Origin of the sequence: Pseudalgibacter alginicilyticus, from assembly GCF_001310225.1 — a bacterium.
GTDB lineage: Bacteria > Bacteroidota > Bacteroidia > Flavobacteriales > Flavobacteriaceae > Pseudalgibacter > Pseudalgibacter alginicilyticus.
In genome coordinates, this window is record NZ_CP012898.1 from 3,518,563 (window position 1) to 3,540,083 (window position 21,521).

Genomic DNA, 21,521 nt, shown 5'->3' on the forward strand with positions numbered 1-21,521 from the left:
AAAAATGAATACTTATAAAACTCTTTTCTTAAGTCTTTTTACATTATTGCTCTTTCAATCTTGTAATCATGAAAAAATCACACCTAATAGAGGAAAAGTGAAATTTGAAACTATTTCAGTAAGTAGTAAAATTGCTGGCAGAATTCACACGATATATGTTGAAGAAGGACAAACTGTAAAGAAAGGCGATACATTGGCATGGGTTAATATTCCAGAAGTGAATGCAAAAATGCTCCAAGCTCAGGGTGCAATTACTGCTGCTCAAGGACAGTTAAATATGGCGTATAATGGTGCAACATCAGAACAATTAAGTCAGATTGAAGGCCAATTGGAAGCAGGGAAAGCACAGTTAGAGTTTGCTCAAGAGTCTTTTTTAAGATTGCAAAACATGTATAAAGATTCTTTAGTGAGTCAGCAACAGTTTGATGAAGTAAAAATGAAACTTAATATGGCAAAAGCCCAAGTTGTAAGTTTAGAAGCAAAACGAAATGAAGTAAAAAAAGGTACGCGGTTTGAACAAATAGAGCAAGCCAAAGGTCAGTTAGAACGTGCATTAGGAGCAAAAGAGGAGGTGCTTTCAGCCTCAGCGGAACAATACGTTATTGCTCCAGCGTCTATGACAATAGAAACCATAAGTTTAGAAGAAGGCGAATTATTAACTCCAGGATTTGCCTTATTTAATGGATATAAAACGGATAGTGTATATTTTAGGTTTACAATTCCGGAATCTAAAATTTATGATTTTGAAGTTGGAAAAGAACTGATACTTATCAACCCATATACACAGGCAGAAACTGAAGCTAAAATTATAGCAATAAAACAATTGGCACAGTATGCTGATATTACAAGTACAGCTCCATTGTATCAATTATCAGAATCTATTTATGAATTGAAAGTGGTGCCCATATTGGATGTTTCAGACCAAAAGTTTTTCATTAATGCTACTATTTTAATAAAATACTAAGTAATGAAAAAATTTATTAGCTTACTTAAGGTTGAGTTTAAGCGCATTTTTTCAAATGGGGTTTTGCTTGCTATATTTTTTGGAGCACCAATTGGCTATGGTATTTTGTTCGGTTATGTTTACCAACAAGCAAAAGTTGTTGATTTACCTATTGTTATTGTTGATCAAGATCAAAGTCCTACAACAGATAAAATGATTGATGCTTTTGAAGATAATGAAGTGTTATTGGTAACTGATGTGCGAACTTCTGATGGAAATATTGTAAATGAAATGCCTGTTAAGCAATATGCTGCAGTTATTACGTTTCCTTCAGATTTTGAAAAAAATCTATTGCAAAAAAAGTATCCTGAAGTACGCATAGACCTTAATATGGCTAATATTTTAAATGCCAATACAGCAAGTAAAAATATAAGTGCTGTATTAATGACTATAAATGCTGGTATAGAAATTGAAGGACTAAAAAAACAAGGCCTACACCCCAAACAAGCAAAAATGACTTACGAGAGTTTTAAAATTAATTTTAATAAACTTTACAACTCTACTGGAAACTATATCACGTTCATGCTACCAGGATTACTTGCAGCCATTATGCAACAAGTTATTTTTTTAGCTATGGCATTAGTGTTTTCAAGGGATTTTGAAGATGGTTATTTTATGACCTTAACTAAAGAAAGTAAATCATCATGTTATCACATAGCATTAAAAGCCACTCCTTTTTTAATTATGCTTCCGTTTATGTGGTTATTCATTAGCCTGCTTTTTCCTTATTTTAAGATTAATGCAAGCATTTTTAATATGTCAATGATTGTTTTAACTTTATTGTTAACAATTGCTTCTATGGGAATTGGTATGTTGTTTTCTATAGCCATTCCCAATCAATTAAAAGCCACCGAGTTATTAATGGTTATTTCTACACCTGCATTTATACTCAGTGGTTTTACGTGGCCAACTTTAGCAATACCAGATTTTATTACCAGCATTGCTCAGTTTATTCCTGTAACACAATATTTAAGTGGATTTAGAAAAGTGGCGTTTTATGGTGGAGATTTATCCTCTGCTGTATCAGAAATAAAAATATTAGTATTAATAATTATAGTCACATTTGTAGCAATGATTATACTGCTTCAATTTAAAATAAAAGCTTCTATAAAAAAAGCAGAAAAAGCTTTGTGAGCGCTAAAATTCTGTTTTTAATAGTTTATGTGTTTGATTTATTGATGCGCTATAGAGGACTACGGTGTTTAACTTAGTGATTTTCTTTCAATAATTCAGGAAACTTTTCTTTGAATTTATTTAACCTAGGAACGGAAACCGCTTTTATGTAACCATGATTTGGGTTTAACTTTTCAAAATTTTGATGATACGCTTCAGCTTTCCAAAACTTTTGAAAAGGATAAACTTCTGCGGCTACTTTTGAATTTATCGCTTTTTCTAAGGCTTCTTTTTTCTTTAAAATAATTTGTTTTTGAGTATCGTTTTGATAAAAAATAATAGACCGATATTGTGACCCTTTATCAGGGCCTTGACCGTTAATTTGTGTTGGGTTTTGTGAGCCAAAATAAACATCAACTAAACTATTAAAACTAATAATGTTAGAATCATAAATGACTTCAACCGTTTCAGCATGCCCGGTCTTTCCAGTGTTGCTAGAATCATAAGTTGGGTTTTTTGTATGACCTCCAGAATAACCACTAATAACTTCCTCAACACCTTTTACACTTTCGAAAACAGCTTCTACACACCAAAAGCAACCACTAGCAAAATAAGCTTTGGATTTGCCGTTATGTAAAGGAACCTCAATAGGAGAAGCATTTGCAATGGCTTGCTGTTTTTTGTCAGCTTGAGCATTGTTTTTACAACTTAAAAAAAGAACTAAAAGTAAAGTGGGAATTATATGTTTCATTATATACTGTTATGTGTTTTACTAACTAATAGACGTATGAAACGATGAAACCTTAACTAAAAATATTATTTTTATTTATATAAAAAAAGCCTTCATGTTAATGAAGGCTCTTTAAATATATTGTAAATGAACATATATTACAGTTTAGAAAACATTTTTTCCATTTTTGCTTTTTGTTCTTCAGCAAGTTCTGCATCTACTAATATTCTTCCACTGTGCTCATCGGTAATTACTTTTTTACGAGAAGCAATTTCTACTTGAATTTGTGGAGGAATAGTAAAAAAAGATCCACCAGAAGCACCTCTTTCAATTGGAACAATGGCTAATCCATTTTTTACATTCTTACGGATTCTGGTATAAGCAGCAACTAAACGCTCTTCAATTTCTGATTTATAATCTTCGGATTTAGAAATTAAAGCTTGTTCTTCTTTTTCAGTTTCAGCTAAAATAGCATCTAACTCTCCTTTTTTGTGCTTTAAATGTGTTTCGCGTTCTTTAACTTTATCTTTAGTTTCAGAAATAACCTCTTTTTTCTGTTCTATTTGAGCTTTAAATTCTTTGATGTGTTTTTCAGCCAATTGGATTTCCAATTCTTGAAATTCAACTTCTTTAGTTAGCGAGTTAAACTCTCTGTTATTTCTAACATTTTTTTGTTGTTCGCTATATTTTTTTATTAAAGCTTTTGCTTCTTCTATAAGATTCTTTTTTCCAACAATATCATTGTCTATAATTTCTAAACTAGAAACTAATTTTTCTAATCTTATTTTCAGTCCAGCAACTTCATCTTCTAAATCACGAACTTCTAATGGAAGTTCTCCACGGACATTTCTTATTTCGTCAATACGAGAATCTATAAGTTGTAAATCATACAAAGCTCTTAGGCGCTCTTCAACAGTTAGTTCTTTCTTTTTTGCCATACTTAAAAATACTTAACAGGATTGGTATTTGTCTTTGATAAAACGACTGCAAAATTAGTGATTTTTTTCATAAGAAATGCTACTAAACCATTTTTTGTGTATTGCTCGCTTTCATAATGTCCAATATCAGCTAAAACGATGCTGTTTTCTGCTGTAAAAAAGTCATGGTATTTTAAATCTGAGGTTATAAACACATCAGCACCAGATGCTTTAGCGGCGTTAATAGCAAAACTACCAGAGCCTCCTAAAACAGCAATTTTTTTTATGGGTTTGCCTAATAATGCTGAATGCCTAATACATTTTGTTTTCATTTTCACCTTAAGATATTCTAAAAAGGTGTCTTCAGACATAGCATTTTCAAGCTGACCAATCATCCCAATGCCAATATGTTGGTTTTTATTTTCAAGTGTTGTTATTTCATAGGCAACTTCTTCATAGGGATGGGTTTTAAAAAGGGCTTTTAGTATATTTTTTTCTAAATGTTTTTTAAAAGTCACTGATATTTGAACCTCTTCTTCAAAATGGATACTTCCTTTTTTACCCTTTACAGGATTTGAATTCTCATTGCCATTAAATGTACCAATGCCTTCAACGTTAAAACTGCAATCGTCATAATTACCAATATTTCCAGCTCCAGCATTGAATAATGACATTCTAAGTTTTTCAGCATCAGTTTTAGGAACAAACGTGATTAGCTTTTTTATAGTTTCACTTTGTGGGATTAAAATCTGTTTGTTTGTCAGTTCTAATTGCTCGCAAATTACATTGTTTACTCCTTGAAACGCATTATCCAGAGCTGTATGCATACTATAAATAGCAATATCATTTTTAATGGCTTTTATAACCACACGTTCCACATAATTTTTGCCCGTAAGGGTTTTTAAACCCTTGAAAATAATAGGGTGGAAGCTCACTATTAGATTGCAGTTCGTTTTAATAGCTTCATCAACAACAGATTCAAGAGTGTCTAGAGTGACTAATATGCCTGAAAGTTTCATGTTTTTATTGCCAACAAGAAGCCCTACATTATCAAAATCTTCAGCGTAAGCTAAAGGAGCAAGTTCTTCTAAATGATTTATAACATCCTGAACAATCATATTATTTTTTATGTATTGGTTTGAAACAAATATAAATATTATATTTTCGTTGCTGTGAAGCTATTAAGAAAAATATTGTTCCCATTAGTTCCTGTATATTATACGGTAACAAGTGTGCGAAATAAACTGTATGATTTAGGATTTAAAAAATCAAAATCCTATGATTTTCCAGTAATTTGTGTAGGGAATTTGAGTGTAGGTGGTACAGGAAAAACCCCTATGATAGAGTATTTGATTAAGTTACTTAAAAATGATTATAAAATAGCAACATTAAGTAGAGGTTATAAACGAAAATCTGAAGGTTTTCAATTAGCAGATGAAAATTCAACTGTTGAAATTTTAGGTGATGAGCCATTTCAGTTTTATACAAAGTTTGGTAATGTTATTCAAGTAGCAGTTGATGCTAACAGGCAAGCGGGTATTTCAAAATTACGAATATTAGAAAATGGAGTTGAAATTGTATTATTAGACGATGCCTTTCAGCATAGAAAAGTTAACGCAGGTTTTAATATTTTATTGACCACTTATAATAATATATACACTAATGATTTTGTGCTGCCAACAGGTAATTTGCGCGAACCAAAGAGTGGAGCCAAACGTGCAAATATTATTGTGGTTACCAAATGTCCAGAGACTTTAGATATATCAAAAAAAACAGAGCTTATAAAGCAAATAAATCCCGAAAAGCATCAAGCTGTTTTTTTTAGTTCTATTGCTTATGCAGAAGAGGTTATTTCTTTAAATGCTAAAAGAACAATTGATACTTTGAATAATTTTACCTTAGTAACAGGGATTGCCAATCCAAAACCATTAATTAGTTTTTTAAAGAGTAAGGGATTGAGTTTTGAACATTTGAATTTTAAAGACCACCATGAGTTTTCGAAAGAAGATATTCTGAAATTAGAAAATAAAGGTGTTATTGTCACTACTGAAAAAGATTTTATGAGGTTGAAGCATTATAAATCTTTACAGAGCGCATTGTATTATTTACCAATAACCATGGTTATAGATGATAGTTTAAAATTTAATGAATTGATAAAAAGCTTTGTTAAAAACAATTAAGCTGTTGCGGTTTTACTTTTAGTTAGTGCATTAAAAAGTTTTTTCTCAAACTCTTCTTGTTTGAAAGGTTTTGGAATAATATCAGTAAAACCAGCTTCATCAAATTCTTGCATTTTGTCTTCAATAGTAACGGCTGTTAAAGCAAAAATAGTCAGTTCTTTATCAAAAGTTCTTACAATTTTGGTAGCTTCAATACCACTAATGCCTGGCATGTGAATGTCCATTAATATAATGTCATATTTGTTGGTTTTAATCATATCAACGGCTTCTTCACCATTGTCTACAATATCACAACTAAGTTGCATTTTAGTAAGGATTTTTTTGGTAATCATTTGGTTGATTTTATTATCCTCAACTACCAAAATTTTAATATTGCTTAAATCTAATTCGTCAACCTTTTTAAGGTAATTTGTTTTCTTTTCTATAGCTTCTTTTTCTTGTTCTTTAGTATATTCAAGGGGTATTTCAAAATAAAATGTTGATCCTTTTCCTAATTCACTTTTAAGATATATTTTACCTTTTAGTATTTCAATTAGCCCTTTTACAATAGAAAGTCCTAAGCCAGTACCTCCATATTTTCTATTAATTTGTATAGAACCTTGAGAAAAACTTTCAAACATATGTTCTTGTTTTTCTTGAGTAATACCTATACCGTTATCTTCTACTTCAAAACGTAGGGTGTAAATACCTCCTTCTTGATTTATTTTATAAACTCTAATCCAAATATCACCATCTTTTGTAAACTTAATAGAGTTTCCAATAAGGTTGATTAATATTTGAGAAATCTTTAGTTGATCAGCAATAAAGTTTTCAGGTAAATCATTATCGTATTCAAAATGGATTTTTATGTTATTGTCTATAGCAGAATTGTTTAGTGCTAAAACAATATTGTTTATTTTCTTTTTTAAATTGAATGGTTCAGGTTCAATGTCTACTTTATTAGCTTCAATTTTATTAATTTGAAGGATGTCATTGATGAATGTTAACAAGTAATCACCTGAAAACTTAAGCGATTTTAAATGCTGAATTTGCTCTGGTTTAGGGTCTTCGTCTAAAAGCATATTACTTAAACCAGTTACAGCATAAAGTGGTGTTCTTAACTCATGTGTTACTGTTGACAGGAAGTTAGCCTTAGTTTTTGATGCTAATTCAGCTTTTTCTTTGGCAATAATAAGTTCTCCGTTTTTTTTATGGAGCATGTTGTTGGTTTTTAATCGTATGTTGTTGTTTTTATAAAGGGATAAGGTTAATAAGGACAATATGGTAATTAAAGCTACACTTAAAATTGAAATTAATGTACTTAAATCTTTATCGTCTTTAGCTTTTTTTAGGTCTTCTGCCTGCCTTTTAATACTTTCGCTTTGATCATTCATTAAAAACTTTACCTGCATATCTGGAGATAAATTGGCACGTTTTACGCTTATGATTGAGTCTGATAGTTTTATATGCGCTTTTAAATATTCATTGGAACTTTTAAAGTTTTCTTTGCTCTCGTAGATTTTACTAATAGTTAAATAAGCATCATCAAGAATTTCTGAATAATTATTGGTTTTGGCAATTTGTACACCTTCCAAAGCCAAAAAGAGTGCTTTGTCATTATCTCCCAATTCATAATATACATCAGCATGACTAATTAACCCATTGCTTAAGGTTTTTGATAGATCTAATTTTCTTGATAAAGCAATGGATTGCTCAAAAAGAACTCTGGCTTTTCTGTTGTTTTTTAGAGCCACATAAATTTTGCCTTCACATAAAAGTAAATCTGCAAGCCGGTCATTTAATCCTTCTTCTTGAAATTTAGATTTTGCGGCAGTATATTGGTCTAAAGCCAAATAATAATTTTTCTTACTATAGTAAACATCTCCAAATATTTTATAGGATTTACCAAGATTTTCATTATCATTTATTATACGCTGCACCTCAATAGCTTTGTTTAAAGATTTTATAGCATCTTCTGGCTTATCTATAATAAGATATAATTGTCCTTTTGCAGCATAAATAACACCAATACTTTTTTTGTAATCAATTTTATTAGCAAGGTCTAAAGCATCATCTAACTTTTTTTGAGCTTGGTAATATTTATAATGTTCAATAGCATTTTGAGCCTCTACAATATGATAATTAATAGTGTTTTGCAAGATTTCAGGATCTTCATCCACGGAGTTTTGTGATGAAACTGTTAATGCAATTAGCATTAAAATGATGTATGTGTATTTATTGATTTGGGACATTTTTTCTTCAATAATAACGACAAATATAATTATTTATTCGATTAAGTACACTTTTTTTCCGATAAATTGCATAATAAATCAATTATTCGTTTAGAATACGCTGTTTCATTATCATACCAGCCAATTATTTTTACCATGTTTCCAATTACGGAAGTCATTTGTGCATCAAAAATACAGGAATGAGTGTTTCCAACAATATCTATAGATACAATCGGGTCTTCAGTATATTCTAAAATATTTTTATATTGATTTTTAGCAGCTTTTTTAAAGGCGTTATTAATGTCTTGAATACTTACTGTTTTTTTTACATTACAAGTAATATCTGTAAGTGATCCGTTTGCAACAGGAACCCGAATACCACAACCACCAATAACGTTTGATAAATGTGGAAATATTTTAGTAAGCGCTTTGGCTGCTCCCGTAGTAGTGGGTACAATAGATTGTCCTGCTGCTCTGGCTCGGCGTAAATCTCGGTGCGGTTGGTCGTGTAAACTTTGATCGGTAGTATAGGAGTGTACTGTTGTGATATAGGCTTGATCTATGCCGCAAAGTGAATCAATGATATCAATCATTGGTGCCGCATTATTAGTAGTGCATGAGGCATTTGAGATTATTTGTTCGGTACCATCTAAACTTTTATCATTTACACCTAATACAATTGTTTTAATTGTATCTTCCATAGGAGGAACACTTAAAATAACTTGTTTACAACCATTTGTTATATGGTGGATTAAATCTGAAGTTAATTTGAATTTACCTGTAGCCTCTATTACAAAATCTACATTATAGGGTTTCCAGTCAATGTCTTTAGGATGAACTTTATTAAGTAATGCTACTTTTTTATTGTTTACAATAATGTCATTATCATCAGAAGAAATATGACCATTAAAAACACCATGAATACTATCGTATTTTAGTAGGTGACTTAATGTTTTAACATCAGCTAAATCATTTATAGCAACAACTTCAATATTTCTATAATTTTGAATTAATCTGAAAACACGTCTGCCAATTCTTCCAAAACCGTTTATGGCTACTCGAATCATGATTAATTAATGTGTTTTTGAGCTTTGTAAGAAGAGCGAACTAAAGCGCTACTTTCTACATGACGAAACCCTAATTCTAAACCTATATTTTCGTATTCTTTAAACTGTTCTGGGCTTATAAACTGTTTTACTGGGAGGTGCTTTTTACTTGGTTGCAAGTATTGACCAATAGTAACCACATCTACATCATTTTCTTTAAGATCGTGAAGTGTAGCAATTACTTCTTCTCTGGTTTCACCTAAACCTAACATGATTCCAGATTTTGTTCGGCGTTGACCTTGTTGTTTTAAATATTTTAATACGCCCATACTTCTATCATATTGGGCTTGAATTCTAACTTCGCGAGTTAACCGTCTAACGGTTTCAATATTATGAGAAACGACTTCAGGTGCTACATTAATAATTCTATCAATATGATTTTCTATGCCTTGAAAATCGGGGATTAAAGTTTCTAAAGTTGTTTCAGGATTCATTCTCCTAACAGCTTTAACAGTTTCAGACCACATGATACTTCCCATGTCTTTTAAATCATCCCTATCTACACTTGTTAAAACTGCATGCTTAATTTTCATGAGTTTTATAGATCGAGCTACTTTTTCAGGTTCATCCCAGTCAACCATTTCTGGTCGCCCAGTTTTTACGCCACAAAAACCACAAGAGCGTGTGCAAACATTACCTAAAATCATAAAAGTAGCAGTGCCTTCTCCCCAACATTCCCCCATATTTGGACAACTTCCTGAAGTACAAATGGTATTCAGTTTATATTTATCAACCAAACCTCTTAATTCGGTGTATTTTTTACCTGTTGGTAGTTTGACACGAAGCCATTTGGGTTTTGGTTTACGTTCTTCTGGTAGTATATTGGATGCCGTTTCTGTATTCATCTTATAAAAAAATCAAGTAACAAAGATACAAAGTATTCTTTTAAAATGCTGTTATAAAGTCGTGAGATACCAAATGCTAAAACCTATTAAAAATAAGATTCCCATCCAGCTTAAAATATGAAGAGCCTTAGAAGGATGCCATTCTTTAGGTGTGTGCCTGCTTATAATAAGCTTATAATTGATGAGGGCAAAAAAAGGTGCTGTTATGAATGATAAGATAGTAGCTATTTTAATGAGTAGTCCCATTTCTGAGGCTAAGAAGAAAAAGATAAAAATAGTGCCAATGGTTAATAAGACAGTCCAAAAAACATAATTAAATGTTGAGGTTTTTATAAATAATAAATCTGTGGCTTTAACCATAACCCTAGACGAGGCATCTAATGTAGTAATTGTGGTGCTAAACATGGTAGTAAATGCAGCACTACCAATAATAATATAAGCCCAATCACCTAAATTTGTAGTGTACATATTTATTAATTGATTTGAAAAAACTCCTGCCGAACTACTAAATGTTTCACCACTATTAAACATTACTAATGCTCCTAATATTAAAAAACCAGTACCTAAAATTATAGAACTTACGTAGCCGACATTAAAATCGAATAAAGCAGATTTTTGTGAGTATCGTTTGGTTTCATTGTTTTTTTCAATAGTCCATAACGATTGCCAAATAGAAACATCTAAGGGGGCTGGCATCCAACCCATAAATGCAATTAAAAAGGCAATATCTAAGTTGTTTTTAGGAAGTATTTGTTTGAACGATATGGGGTTTGTATTATTTGATAATGCTATACAAACAGCTAAAATGGTACTTAAGCTAAGTGTAATGATAATAATTTTTATTAATTTATCTAATAGTTTATACTTGCCAATTATTAAAATAGCGATACAAACTATTAGAACAATAACTGTCCATGTTTTTATATCAAAATAATTACCAAAAAGGGTAGAGGCCAAACCAGCTGTTACAATGGTTACTGCAGTAAGGAAAGTAAATACGGTAGCGAAATTAATAATGTAAAAAACAATCAATACCTTTTTGCCAAGTTTTTTATAGCCATCTAATAAACTTTCTCCAGTGGCTGCGGCATATCTTGCTCCAAATTGAAAAAATGGATATTTAAATAAATTTACCAGTAAAAGAGCCCAAATTAATCCCATGCCATAATCAGCTCCAGCTCGAGTAGATTGTACTAAATGAGAAACTCCTATGGCAGCACCAGCAAACAAAAGACCTGGACCAAAATTTTTAAGTTTTTGTATCACAATGATTTTGTAATGATATCCGCCAATAATTTTTTTGCACGCAATAGTTTAACTTTTACATTATTGATGGGCTCGTTTAATTCTTTTGAAATTTCTTTGTAGCTCAATTCTTGAAAATATCTTAAATTAATCATTTCTTGATAGTGAGGCTTTAGTTTTTTTATATCACGAAGTAATTTGGCTAAATTTTGTTCAGTGATTAATTCGTCTTCAGGAGAAGGAGATTCGTCTAATACCTGATATGCGTTACTATCTTCTTTAGAAAGAATTTGTGAAATAGAGTTTTTTTCTTTCCTAAGAAAATCAATATGAATATTTTTTGAAATAGTAATTAGCCAGGTTTTGAATTTGTATTCGTTTTTATACGTGTGAATTTTATCAAAAGCCTTTGAAAAAGTTTGAATAGTAACATCTTCTGCGTCATTTTCATTATGAATACGTTTTAATTGAAACCCATAAACATCATCCCAAAAAGTATCTAATAAAAAATTAAATGCTTTTTGATCATTTAGTTGGGCACGCTTAATGGCTTCGTTTATTTCCAATGATTGGGTTTTGAAATACAATTCTTTATAAATATAATCAAATGTGTGGCAATTAAAAATAATTCTAAAAAGGGAATTAAAAATAGGAAGTCTTTTTCACCAAGTTTCTTTGCTGAAAGACCTATTATAATATATTGAACAATTATTTTTACTAATAATAAAGAAAATACAACAATCCACTGATATTTTGCTAATAATAGTATCAAGGCTAAACTCCAAAAAAGAAATTGAAATGTGTAGAGTAGTGCTAATAAAAATTTATGTGTTTTCTTGTAATGATTAGCGGTAGAAATGTGGCGACGTTTTTGTGTTATCCACTGGTTAAAAGTTGTTTTAGGAACGGATTCTGTAAAACTGTTTTCTGATATACATATAGTAGTATTGTCCTTAGTTGCTACCTGATTTATAAATAAATCATCGTCGCCTGAACGTATTTTTATGTGGTTAATAAAGCCATTAGCTTTAAAAAAGGTATCTTTTTTATAGGCTAAATTTCTGCCAACACCCATATATGGTAATCCAAATTTGGTAAAAGTAAAGTATTGAACAGCTGTTATAACAGTTTCAAAGCGGATGAGTTTGTTTAAAAATGATTTGTCGGTTTTAGCATATTTCCCATATCCTAATACTATAGCTTTTTTGGAGTTAAAATGAGATGACATTTCTGAAATCCATTGATTAGAAACAGGCTTGCAATCTGCATCCGTGAATAAAAAATAATCGTTTTTCGCCGCTTTTATGCCTAAGGTTAGAGCGTATTTTTTATTACCCCAAAAGGCTTCATTGTTTTTAACATTAACAATTTTTATGTTGTCTTGTTTACTTGCAAAAGCTTCCATGACTTGTAGGGTGTCATCATTTGAAGCATCATTAATAAGAACTATTTCAAAATTTGAATAATCTTGTTCAATAATAGAAGGCAGAAACCTTGTTAAGTTTTTAGCTTCATTTTTTGCGCAAATTATAACAGAAATGGGAATGCTTTTTTGAGATTCTTTGTTTTGTTTTAAAAAAGCAAATCTTCCATAAAAGAAGATATAAAGTAAAACTTGAAAAAAAACTACAAAAATAAATGTGTAGTAAACAAAATCAAGAAATGTCATAAATGATTAAGAGTGCTGAGGTTCATTACAATCCTTATATTGATCTGGAGTTTTTCCGCAAAAACCACATGCTTCACCTTCTTTGTTAAGCATCGGGTTTTGGCTAGCGCAAGTACCTGCAAATTTACCGTCTTTTTTTGCCCAAATTTTTATTGCAATTCCTATGATGCCTAAGCTTAATAAAGCGATTGTGATTAAAAAAAGTTTCATGTGTTTAAATTTTATGCAAAGATACTATTTTTGGATAAATTTAATAGTTTGGTTCGAGATACAATTGTGACTTTATTTTTTTCAAGTTGTCTAATTAATAATTATTTGTACATTTATTAATATAACTAACTAAAAACTATTAAATTATGAAAAAACTATTTGCGGAATTTTTTGGGACTTTTTGGCTTGTTTTTGGAGGCTGTGGGAGTGCGGTTTTTGCGGCAGCTTATCCAAGTTTAGGTATTGGATTTGCTGGAGTTGCTTTGGCTTTTGGTCTTACGGTATTAACAATGGCATATGCTGTGGGACACATTTCTGGAGGACATTTTAATCCAGCAGTTTCTTTTGGACTTTGGGCTGGAGGGAAATTTGAGGCTAAAGATTTATTAGGATATGTAATAGCACAATTAGTAGGTGCTACTACAGCGGCAGGCATATTATACTTGATTGTGTCTGGAAAATCAGATTTTGTTGATATTGGAGGTTTTGCAGCCAATGGTTATGGTGAATTATCTCCAGATGGATATTCTATGACATCTGCATTAATAGCAGAGTTTGTTTTAACAGCCTTCTTTTTATTAATTATTTTAGGAAGTACCAATGCGAGGGCCCCTAAAGGGTTTGCCCCAATAGCAATTGGTTTAGGCTTAACATTGATTCACTTAATAAGTATTCCTATTACTAATACCTCAGTAAATCCAGCGCGCTCTACAAGTCAAGCTGTATTTGCCGGAGTAGAGTATACTGCCCAACTTTGGTTATTCTGGATAGCTCCTATAGCAGGAGCTATTGTTGCAGGCTTTACCCATAAAGCACTTTTTGATAGGGAATAGTAAAATTTTTGATGACGTAAAATAAAATACAGCCTCGATTTTTTTATAAAACTGAGGCTGTTTCTTTTGTAATAATTAATCAGTTGTTTTTTTTATTGTAAATTGATTTCTGCTACTGAGTTTTGTAAGGAAGCAATCGTATTACCACCTTTGGGTTCAATAGTTATATTTAACCCTTTAGCGTGTTCTGTATAAGGAATGGTTTTAAGCTTTCTATCTGCTTCACTTAAAACACCTAAACTGACCATTTTACCTTGAAGTTCTGCCCAAATTTGATAACATTGTTCTTCTGGTAATTGTGGAAGTGATACCACATCAATCATTGAAGTTTTTTCTTTAGGATTGATATAAGCTATTGTTTTTAAGTCTTTAGCACGTTCATTTCCATTGATAATATATTTTTCAGTTTCAGGATTGTTAAGCTTTAAAAGTTGACGCATTACACTGTCAAGCATTTCATTATTTTTAGCAATATCACTTCGTAAATCAAAAATTTCATCAACAACAACTTGGTTTTCTTCAGAAAGTTTCTGGTTTTGAGTGTAAAATATTACAGACGACACAGCAAAAAAGAGTGTTGCAAAACTGGCAGCAATACTTAGCTTGTACCAAATTTTACGATTTTTTTGTGAATGTATATTTACAACTGGAGGGCTATCATCAAGTTCCTCTAAAATATTGTTTAATATATGTTTAGGAGGTTCAACAGCATTACTTTTAGCAACTACTTCTAAGTTGAATTGTAATGTGTTGTATGCGTTTTGTACCTCTGGGTATTTTGAAATGTAAGTTTCCACCATTTCTGATTCATCAGAAGTAGTTTGGCCTACTAGATATTTTTCTAATAGGTCAGAATTTAAAAAAGTAGTTATTTTTGCATTCATGACTGTTTAATTAAGGGTGATAAATTTTTCTTAATTCACGTAATCCAATCTTTAATCTTGATTTTATAGTGCCTAATGGAATATCTAATTCATCACTAGCTTCTTGTTGTGTCATGCCTTCAAAAAAGAGGGCATTAAGTACTATTTGATATTTTTCATCTAAACTTTTTAAATGTTTTTTAATATCTAAAACATCTTGATTTAGTTCGTTTGATGTTATTTTATATACGGAAGATGTTTCAATTTGGACTTCGTTACCACTTTTATTTTTTATTGAGCGTACTTTGTCAATAGCCGAGTTATAAGCAATTCGATATATCCATGTAAATAATCGTGCTTTTGAAGCATCGTATTTTTTTGAATTTTTCCAGATTTTAACAAAACTTTCTTGTAATACATCTTGAGCTAGGTCTTCATCTGTAATAATTTTTGAAATAACACCATAAAGCGCATCAGAATAATAATCATATAATAATGAAATAGCCTTTTTATCGTTTTTTTTCAGTAAACTTACTATTTCTCTTTCTGTGGCTGAAATCACGGTAATGTGGGTTTTTGTAAAACTATTTTATATAGTATTGACGCCAAAGTTAGAAATTTCTTTTTGATTATAAGATATTTACTTCTGCTTCAATGGTTATATTGAATAATCTTTTTATAGTTTTTTGAATGAGTTTTGAAAGTTTTAAAATATCTGACCCTTGAGCATTCCCATAATTAACCAATACCAAGGCTTGATTTTTGTGGACTCCATAATCGCCAAAACGTTTTCCTTTAAAACCTGCTTTTTCAATTAGCCACCCTGCAGGGATTTTAATAGTGTCCTCAGAAACAGGATAGCTAGGAAGATCATTGAAATTTTCAAGCAATTTATTGTATTGAGTTTTTGATATAATAGGATTTTTAAAAAAGCTCCCACTGTTACCAATATTTTTTGGGTCAGGTAATTTACTTTCTCTAATGTTTATCACAGCTTTTGAAACGTCTTGTATGGTTGGTTTTGTAACCTGCATGTTTTCAAGCTCGGTGGTTATACTACCATAATTAATATGAAGCTTGTGTTGTTGTTTTGTAAGTTTAAAAGTAACACTTGTGATAATGTATTTATTTTTGCTTTGTAGTTTAAAAATGGAATGTCTATACCCAAAATTGCAATCTGAATTAGTAAAGGTGTGAAACTTTTTGTCTATTAATGAAATAGCTTCGCATGAAACAAATGAGTCTTTTAGTTCAACTCCGTAAGCACCAATATTTTGAATAGGAGCTGTACCTACATTTCCTGGTATGAGAGATAAGTTTTCTAAACCCCCAAAATCACGTTCTAAGCACCACATTACAAAAGTATGCCAATTTTCGCCAGCGCTTGCTTTAACTACAACACTATTGTTATTTTCAGAAATAATCTGAATACCCTTTAAATTGTTATGAATTACCAGTTTATTTTGATCCTGTGTTAGTAGCATATTGCTGCCACCTCCTAAAATAAGTTTATCAGGATACTCAGGGAGCTCTAAAACGTTCTTTAATTCATTTAAGTTTTTTACTTCTACAAAATATTTTGCAGTAGCATCAATACCAAAAGTATTATAAGGCTTTAGTGATATGTTTTGTTTTATTTGCACTAATCTTTATAAACTTTTAAAGCTTCTTTTATAATATTAACAGCTTTTATCAAGCTTTTTTTATTTAATACATAGGCTATTCTTATTTGATTTAGCCCATAGCCAGGAGTAGAGTAAAAACCACCAGCAGGAGCCACCATAACCGTTTCGCCATTTACGTCAAAATGCTCTAATAACCATTGTGCAAAATGATCAGAATTTTTTATAGGTAATTCAGCAACACAATAAAAAGCACCTTTAGGTTTGGAAACTTTAATGCCTTCTATTTTTTGTAATTCAGTAATCACTGTATCTCGTCTTTCAATATACTCATTGATTATATTGTCAAAATAACTTCTAGGTGTATCGAGCGCTGCTTCACTAGCAATTTGAGCATAAGTTGGAGGACTTAAACGTGCTTGAGCAAATTTTATTGCGGTTTGAATAACACTTTCGTTTTTGGAAACCAAACAACCAATTCTGGCTCCGCACATGCTATATCGTTTAGAAACAGAATCTATCATTATAGCATGCTGCTCAAGTTCTTTTTCCTGCATGATAGAATAGTGAGTTTCGCCATCATAAACAAATTCACGATAAACTTCATCTGCAATTAAAAACAAATCATGTTTTTTAACAATAGCTGTTAATTTTTGAATTTCTTCTTTGGAATATAAATTTCCCGTAGGATTTCCAGGGTTGCAAATTAATATAGCTTTTGTTTTTGGGGTAATCAATTTCTCAAATGCTTCAACAGAAGGCAAAGCAAAATTATCTTCAATTTTAGAAACTATGGGTACTACATTGATTCCTGATGCAGTAGAAAATGCAATATAGTTAGCGTAAAAGGGCTCAGATATAATAACTTCATCATCAGGATCCATGATACTTCCAAAAACAAAAAGTAGGGCTTCGCTGGCGCCTGTGGTTACTACAATGTCTTTGGCGTTAACATGTATATCATGGTCTTTAAAATAATTTGTTATTTTTTGTCTATATATTTCAGACCCTTCCGATTTTGAATATGATAAAATTTCAACATTATTTTCCTTAACAGCTTTTAGGGCTACTTCGGGGGTTTTAATATCGGGTTGCCCAATATTTAAATAGTAAATATTTTTGCCATTTTTAGCAGCTTGTTCTGCAAATGGAACTAATTTACGTATAGGTGATTGGGGCATTTGTTCCCCTTTTTTTGATACAGTTGGCATTAAAAAAAATTTGAGGTGCAAAGTTGAGAAAATTATCTTAATCTTTTAAAAAAAGGAAGAATAAATAAAAAAGACGTTTTTAATATTTGTAAAGTGATGTATTAAATTGTGTTTTGTTGATTTAAATTCAAAATTAAGTTTAGGTATTTTTGTGCACTATTTAAGGGTATATGGTAGCTTTAGGCTAATCATAAATAAATTTAAATTAAAGAATATTATGCTGAAATCAATGGCTTACACCTTGTATTTACCTACTGTAATTAGAAATCTAAAACAGAGTATACTACTAATCTTTTAAAATAAAAACCCAAGATAGTTCAACTATCTTGGGTTAAATATTAATTTATTCTAATTGAATTATTGCTGTACGATACTTTTATCTTTTTTTTCAAGTACGCTTTCTTTACTAGAGTCAACAACCAGTCCTTTAATTTTTAAAGCTACAGTTGGAGTTTCTGCATTGGAAATAACAGTAATAGTTTTTCTGATAGGATTTACTCTATTAGTATCATATTTAACTTCAATTTCTCCAGTTTTTCCAGGTAGAATAGGAGCTTCTGGTTTTTTAGGAATGGTGCAACCACAACTAGAAGTTACTTTGGAAATGATAAGTGGAGCATTGCCTGTATTTGTAAATTCAAAAACGCGTACACCATCAGCACCTTTTTCTATAGTACCATAATCTACGGTATCTGATTTAAATTCGATTTTTGCGACTTTGTCTTGGGCATTAATTGATAAACTAATTAAACCAATGAATAAAATTGTAATTAATTGTTTCATGTCTTTTTGTATTATTGTTATTGAGTAATATTTGTATAATTAACCATTTTTTAGAAATGGCATTAAGTTAAATTCTATATTGAGTAATATTCAAAATTCTCTGTAAACATACTTACTTTTTCTATAATCAACAAAAATAATAGATGTATTGCAGGTATGTTAACTTTTTAAATCAGGTTAAAAGTACACAATACTTTATTTTTTTTTGATTAATAATTGTTAAAATAATTAATAATCATTTTTGTCAAATTTTCACAGAAAAAGAAATATAAGTACTTTTGCACCTCAATATTCAAAAACTATTCCAAAGTATGCAAATGCCTTCAAAATATGATGCAAGTCAGGTAGAAACCAAGTGGTATGATTACTGGATGAAACATAATTATTTTCATTCAACGCCAGATGAAAGAGAGCCATATACCATTGTTATACCGCCTCCAAATGTAACGGGAGTACTGCACATGGGGCATATGCTTAATAATACCATTCAGGATGTATTAATTCGTCGTGCGCGGTTATTAGGAAAAAATGCATGTTGGGTGCCAGGAACAGACCATGCCTCTATTGCTACCGAAGCTAAAGTGGTAGCAAAATTAAAAGAACAAGGTATTGATAAAAATGACCTATCTCGTGAGGAATTTTTAAAACACGCTTGGGATTGGACGCATGAATACGGTGGTGTTATTTTAGAACAGCTTAAAAAATTAGGCTGTTCTTGCGATTGGGACCGAACCAAATTCACCATGGACGATGACATGAGTGAAGCGGTTATTAAAGTTTTTGTGGATTTACACAATAAAGGATTGATTTATCGTGGGTACCGTATGGTAAATTGGGATCCTGAAGCTAAAACGACACTTTCTGATGAAGAAGTGGTGTATGAAGAAAAACAGGGTAATCTTTATTACTTAAGTTACAAAATAGAGGGCAGCGAAGATACTTTAACCATAGCCACCACACGTCCTGAAACTATTTTTGGTGATACTGCTATTTGTATCAACCCTAATGATGAGCGTTTTACACATTTAAAAGATAAAAAAGCCATTGTGCCAATTTGTGGTCGTGTCATTCCTATTATTGAAGATGATTATGTAGATATGGAGTTTGGTACAGGGTGTTTAAAAGTAACCCCTGCACACGACGAAAATGATAAAAATTTAGGAGATAAGCATAACCTGGAAGTCATTGATATTTTTAATGAAAATGCGTCATTAAATAGTTTTGGACTTCATTACCAAGGAAAAGACCGCTTTGTAGTTAGAAAAGAAATCACCAAGGAATTAGAAGACAAAGGGTTTTTGGTTAAAACCGAAACCCATATCAATAAAGTAGGAACATCAGAAAGAACCAAAGCGGTTATTGAACCCCGATTGAGCGATCAATGGTTCTTAAAAATGGAAGAACTCGTAAAACCTGCCATAGAAGCTGTTTTGGGTGAAGATTCCGATATTAAGTTATTTCCAAAGAAATTCGAGAATACCTACCGCCATTGGATGGAAAATATCCGCGATTGGAATATTTCACGTCAATTATTGTGGGGACAACAAATTCCAGCCTATTATTATGGCGATGGAAAAGAGGATTTTGTAGTTGCTGAAACCATTGAAGAAGCTTTAGAAAAAGCTAAACAAAAAACCAATAACCAACAACTAACAGCCAATAGCCTACGACAAGAAACCGATGCGCTTGATACTTGGTTTTCTTCATGGTTATGGCCAATGAGTGTGTTTGATGGCATAAGAAACCCTGAAAACGACGATATAAAATATTATTATCCAACCAACGATTTGGTTACAGGGCCAGATATTTTATTCTTTTGGGTGGCACGTATGATCATTGCAGGATATGAGTATAAAGATGAAAAGCCTTTTGAAAACGTATACTTAACAGGGTTGGTACGCGATAAGCAACGCCGAAAAATGAGTAAATCCTTAGGAAATTCGCCTGATGCATTAAAACTTATTGAAGAATATAGTGCCGATGGGGTACGTGTAGGTTTGCTGTTAAGTAGTGCTGCAGGAAATGACTTGATGTTTGATGAGGCACTTTGCCAACAAGGAAAAGGTTTTGGTAACAAAATCTGGAATGCCTACCGTTTGGTTGATGGTTGGGAGGTAAGTAGCAAAATTCCACAACCCGATTCAAGTAAAACAGCCATTGCATGGTACGAATCAAAATTCCAAAAAGCACTCATAGAAATTGAAGACCATTTTAGTAAATACCGTTTAAGTGATGCTTTAATGGCTATTTATAAATTGATTTATGATGATTTTTGTGGTTGGTTGCTCGAAATGGTAAAACCGGCGTATCAACAGCCGATTGATGCTGTAACTTATAAGTCTATCATCTCAATTTTTGAAGATAATTTAAAAATAGTACATCCATTTATGCCATTTCTAACGGAAGATATCTGGCATTATATTTCTGAACGTACACCAGAAGAAGCCTTGATAGTTGCCAAGTGGCCAGAAACAAAACCTGTAAACGAAACATTGATTACGGAGTTTGAATTTGCTTCTGAAGTCATTTCAGGCATTAGAAACATCAGAAAACAAAAAAACATTGCATTTAAAGATGCCATTGGTTTTTCGGTTATAAATAATGAAAAAACGAGTACCTTGTTTGATGCTATTATTACAAAGTTAGGGAATTTGGAAAGCATTAAATATACTGCGGAAACTGTTGAAGGTGCTTTAACATTTAGGGTCAAATCGAACGAATATTTTGTGCCTATGGCAGGAAGTATTGATGTGGAAGCCGAAATTAAAAAACTAACCGAAGAACTTAATTATACTGAAGGGTTTTTGAAATCGGTACAAAAGAAACTTGCCAACGAACGTTTTGTTAATGGTGCGCCAGAGCAAGTTATAACCAATGAGCGTAACAAAGAAGCTGATGCCTTAGCTAAAATTGAGACACTAAAAGCTAGTTTGGCTAGTTTGGTTTAATTTTTAGAAGTTATTAAAGTTTTTGGTCAATAG

Annotated in this window: 20 protein-coding genes; 5 read left to right on the forward strand and 15 right to left on the reverse strand. The window is 31.5% G+C overall.

What is annotated here, in order from left to right:
- Window positions 1-4 precede the first annotated feature (4 nt).
- Window positions 5-964 carry an HlyD family secretion protein gene (locus tag APS56_RS14685; RefSeq protein ID WP_054729968.1) on the forward strand — a complete coding sequence of 320 codons (960 nt, stop codon included), beginning with the start codon at window positions 5-7 and terminating at the stop codon, window positions 962-964.
- A gap of 3 nt (window positions 965-967) precedes the next feature.
- Window positions 968-2,137 (forward strand): ABC transporter permease, encoded by a 1,170-nt coding sequence (locus APS56_RS14690; protein WP_054729971.1) that lies wholly within the window; start codon window positions 968-970, stop codon window positions 2,135-2,137.
- 73 nt (window positions 2,138-2,210) lie between these two features.
- Here APS56_RS14690 and msrA read toward each other — a convergent pair whose 3' ends face one another.
- The 3 genes from msrA to APS56_RS14705 all read right to left on the reverse strand — a co-directional run bounded on the left by msrA (window position 2,211) and on the right by APS56_RS14705 (window position 4,881).
- On the reverse strand, window positions 2,211-2,867 hold the full coding sequence (msrA, locus tag APS56_RS14695) for a peptide-methionine (S)-S-oxide reductase MsrA (protein ID WP_054729975.1): 657 nt from the start codon (window positions 2,865-2,867) through the stop codon (window positions 2,211-2,213).
- Window positions 2,868-3,004: 137 nt separating this feature from the next.
- A complete protein-coding gene (locus APS56_RS14700; protein ID WP_054729978.1) occupies window positions 3,005-3,784 on the reverse strand; it encodes a zinc ribbon domain-containing protein in 780 nt (259 codons plus the stop codon).
- A gap of 2 nt (window positions 3,785-3,786) precedes the next feature.
- Window positions 3,787-4,881 carry a Nif3-like dinuclear metal center hexameric protein gene (locus APS56_RS14705; protein WP_054729985.1) on the reverse strand — a complete coding sequence of 365 codons (1,095 nt, stop codon included), beginning with the start codon at window positions 4,879-4,881 and terminating at the stop codon, window positions 3,787-3,789.
- A 54-nt stretch (window positions 4,882-4,935) separates the two neighbouring features.
- Here APS56_RS14705 and lpxK point away from each other — a divergent pair, with 54 nt between their 5' ends.
- Entirely contained in the window at window positions 4,936-5,943 is a 1,008-nt protein-coding gene (lpxK, locus tag APS56_RS14710) for a tetraacyldisaccharide 4'-kinase (protein WP_054729988.1), read from the forward strand.
- Here the strand turns inward: lpxK and APS56_RS14715 are convergent.
- From APS56_RS14715 to APS56_RS14745, 7 genes are all read right to left on the reverse strand, one after another.
- Window positions 5,940-8,138, reverse strand: a complete 2,199-nt coding sequence (locus APS56_RS14715; RefSeq protein ID WP_236778430.1) for an ATP-binding protein — start codon at window positions 8,136-8,138, stop codon at window positions 5,940-5,942. The genes lpxK and APS56_RS14715 overlap by 4 nt on opposite strands.
- A 77-nt stretch (window positions 8,139-8,215) precedes the next feature.
- Window positions 8,216-9,220, reverse strand: coding sequence for a type I glyceraldehyde-3-phosphate dehydrogenase (gap, locus tag APS56_RS14720; protein WP_054729994.1), 1,005 nt, complete (start codon window positions 9,218-9,220; stop codon window positions 8,216-8,218).
- 2 nt (window positions 9,221-9,222) lie between these two features.
- Window positions 9,223-10,104: a lipoyl synthase gene (gene lipA, locus APS56_RS14725; protein WP_054730000.1), complete on the reverse strand. Its 882-nt coding sequence runs from the start codon at window positions 10,102-10,104 to the stop codon at window positions 9,223-9,225.
- 51 nt (window positions 10,105-10,155) lie between these two features.
- A complete protein-coding gene (locus tag APS56_RS14730; RefSeq protein WP_432416440.1) occupies window positions 10,156-11,370 on the reverse strand; it encodes an Nramp family divalent metal transporter in 1,215 nt (404 codons plus the stop codon).
- A complete protein-coding gene (locus APS56_RS14735; protein ID WP_054730003.1) occupies window positions 11,367-11,915 on the reverse strand; it encodes an RNA polymerase sigma factor in 549 nt (182 codons plus the stop codon). Before APS56_RS14735 ends, APS56_RS14730 begins: the two co-directional genes overlap by 4 nt.
- Window positions 11,906-13,018 (reverse strand): glycosyltransferase, encoded by a 1,113-nt coding sequence (locus APS56_RS14740; RefSeq protein WP_054730005.1) that lies wholly within the window; start codon window positions 13,016-13,018, stop codon window positions 11,906-11,908. Before APS56_RS14740 ends, APS56_RS14735 begins: the two co-directional genes overlap by 10 nt.
- A 6-nt stretch (window positions 13,019-13,024) precedes the next feature.
- Complete coding sequence (locus APS56_RS14745; RefSeq protein WP_054730010.1) at window positions 13,025-13,228, reverse strand: cbb3-type cytochrome oxidase assembly protein; 204 nt, start codon at window positions 13,226-13,228, stop codon at window positions 13,025-13,027.
- 146 nt (window positions 13,229-13,374) lie between these two features.
- On the opposite strand from APS56_RS14745, the gene aqpZ reads away from it, so the two are divergent.
- The gene (gene aqpZ / locus APS56_RS14750; RefSeq protein ID WP_054730013.1) at window positions 13,375-14,061 is read left to right on the forward strand and encodes an aquaporin Z; all 687 of its coding nucleotides are present in this window, start codon (window positions 13,375-13,377) and stop codon (window positions 14,059-14,061) included.
- 92 nt (window positions 14,062-14,153) lie between these two features.
- Here aqpZ and APS56_RS14755 read toward each other — a convergent pair whose 3' ends face one another.
- From APS56_RS14755 to APS56_RS14775, 5 genes are all read right to left on the reverse strand, one after another.
- Window positions 14,154-14,945 carry an anti-sigma factor gene (locus APS56_RS14755; protein ID WP_054730016.1) on the reverse strand — a complete coding sequence of 264 codons (792 nt, stop codon included), beginning with the start codon at window positions 14,943-14,945 and terminating at the stop codon, window positions 14,154-14,156.
- A gap of 10 nt (window positions 14,946-14,955) precedes the next feature.
- Window positions 14,956-15,486 carry an RNA polymerase sigma factor gene (locus APS56_RS14760; RefSeq protein WP_054730024.1) on the reverse strand — a complete coding sequence of 177 codons (531 nt, stop codon included), beginning with the start codon at window positions 15,484-15,486 and terminating at the stop codon, window positions 14,956-14,958.
- Between the two features lie 67 nt (window positions 15,487-15,553).
- Window positions 15,554-16,567 carry a UDP-N-acetylmuramate dehydrogenase gene (murB, locus tag APS56_RS14765; RefSeq protein ID WP_054730027.1) on the reverse strand — a complete coding sequence of 338 codons (1,014 nt, stop codon included), beginning with the start codon at window positions 16,565-16,567 and terminating at the stop codon, window positions 15,554-15,556.
- The gene (locus APS56_RS14770; RefSeq protein ID WP_054730030.1) at window positions 16,567-17,757 is read right to left on the reverse strand and encodes a pyridoxal phosphate-dependent aminotransferase; all 1,191 of its coding nucleotides are present in this window, start codon (window positions 17,755-17,757) and stop codon (window positions 16,567-16,569) included. The genes murB and APS56_RS14770 overlap by 1 nt, the downstream gene beginning before the upstream one ends.
- Window positions 17,758-18,114: 357 nt before the next feature.
- Window positions 18,115-18,540, reverse strand: a complete 426-nt coding sequence (locus APS56_RS14775) for a DUF1573 domain-containing protein (RefSeq protein ID WP_054730035.1) — start codon at window positions 18,538-18,540, stop codon at window positions 18,115-18,117.
- Between the two features lie 311 nt (window positions 18,541-18,851).
- Here APS56_RS14775 and APS56_RS14780 point away from each other — a divergent pair, with 311 nt between their 5' ends.
- Window positions 18,852-21,488 (forward strand): valine--tRNA ligase, encoded by a 2,637-nt coding sequence (locus APS56_RS14780; RefSeq protein WP_054730037.1) that lies wholly within the window; start codon window positions 18,852-18,854, stop codon window positions 21,486-21,488.
- Window positions 21,489-21,521 lie beyond the last annotated feature (33 nt).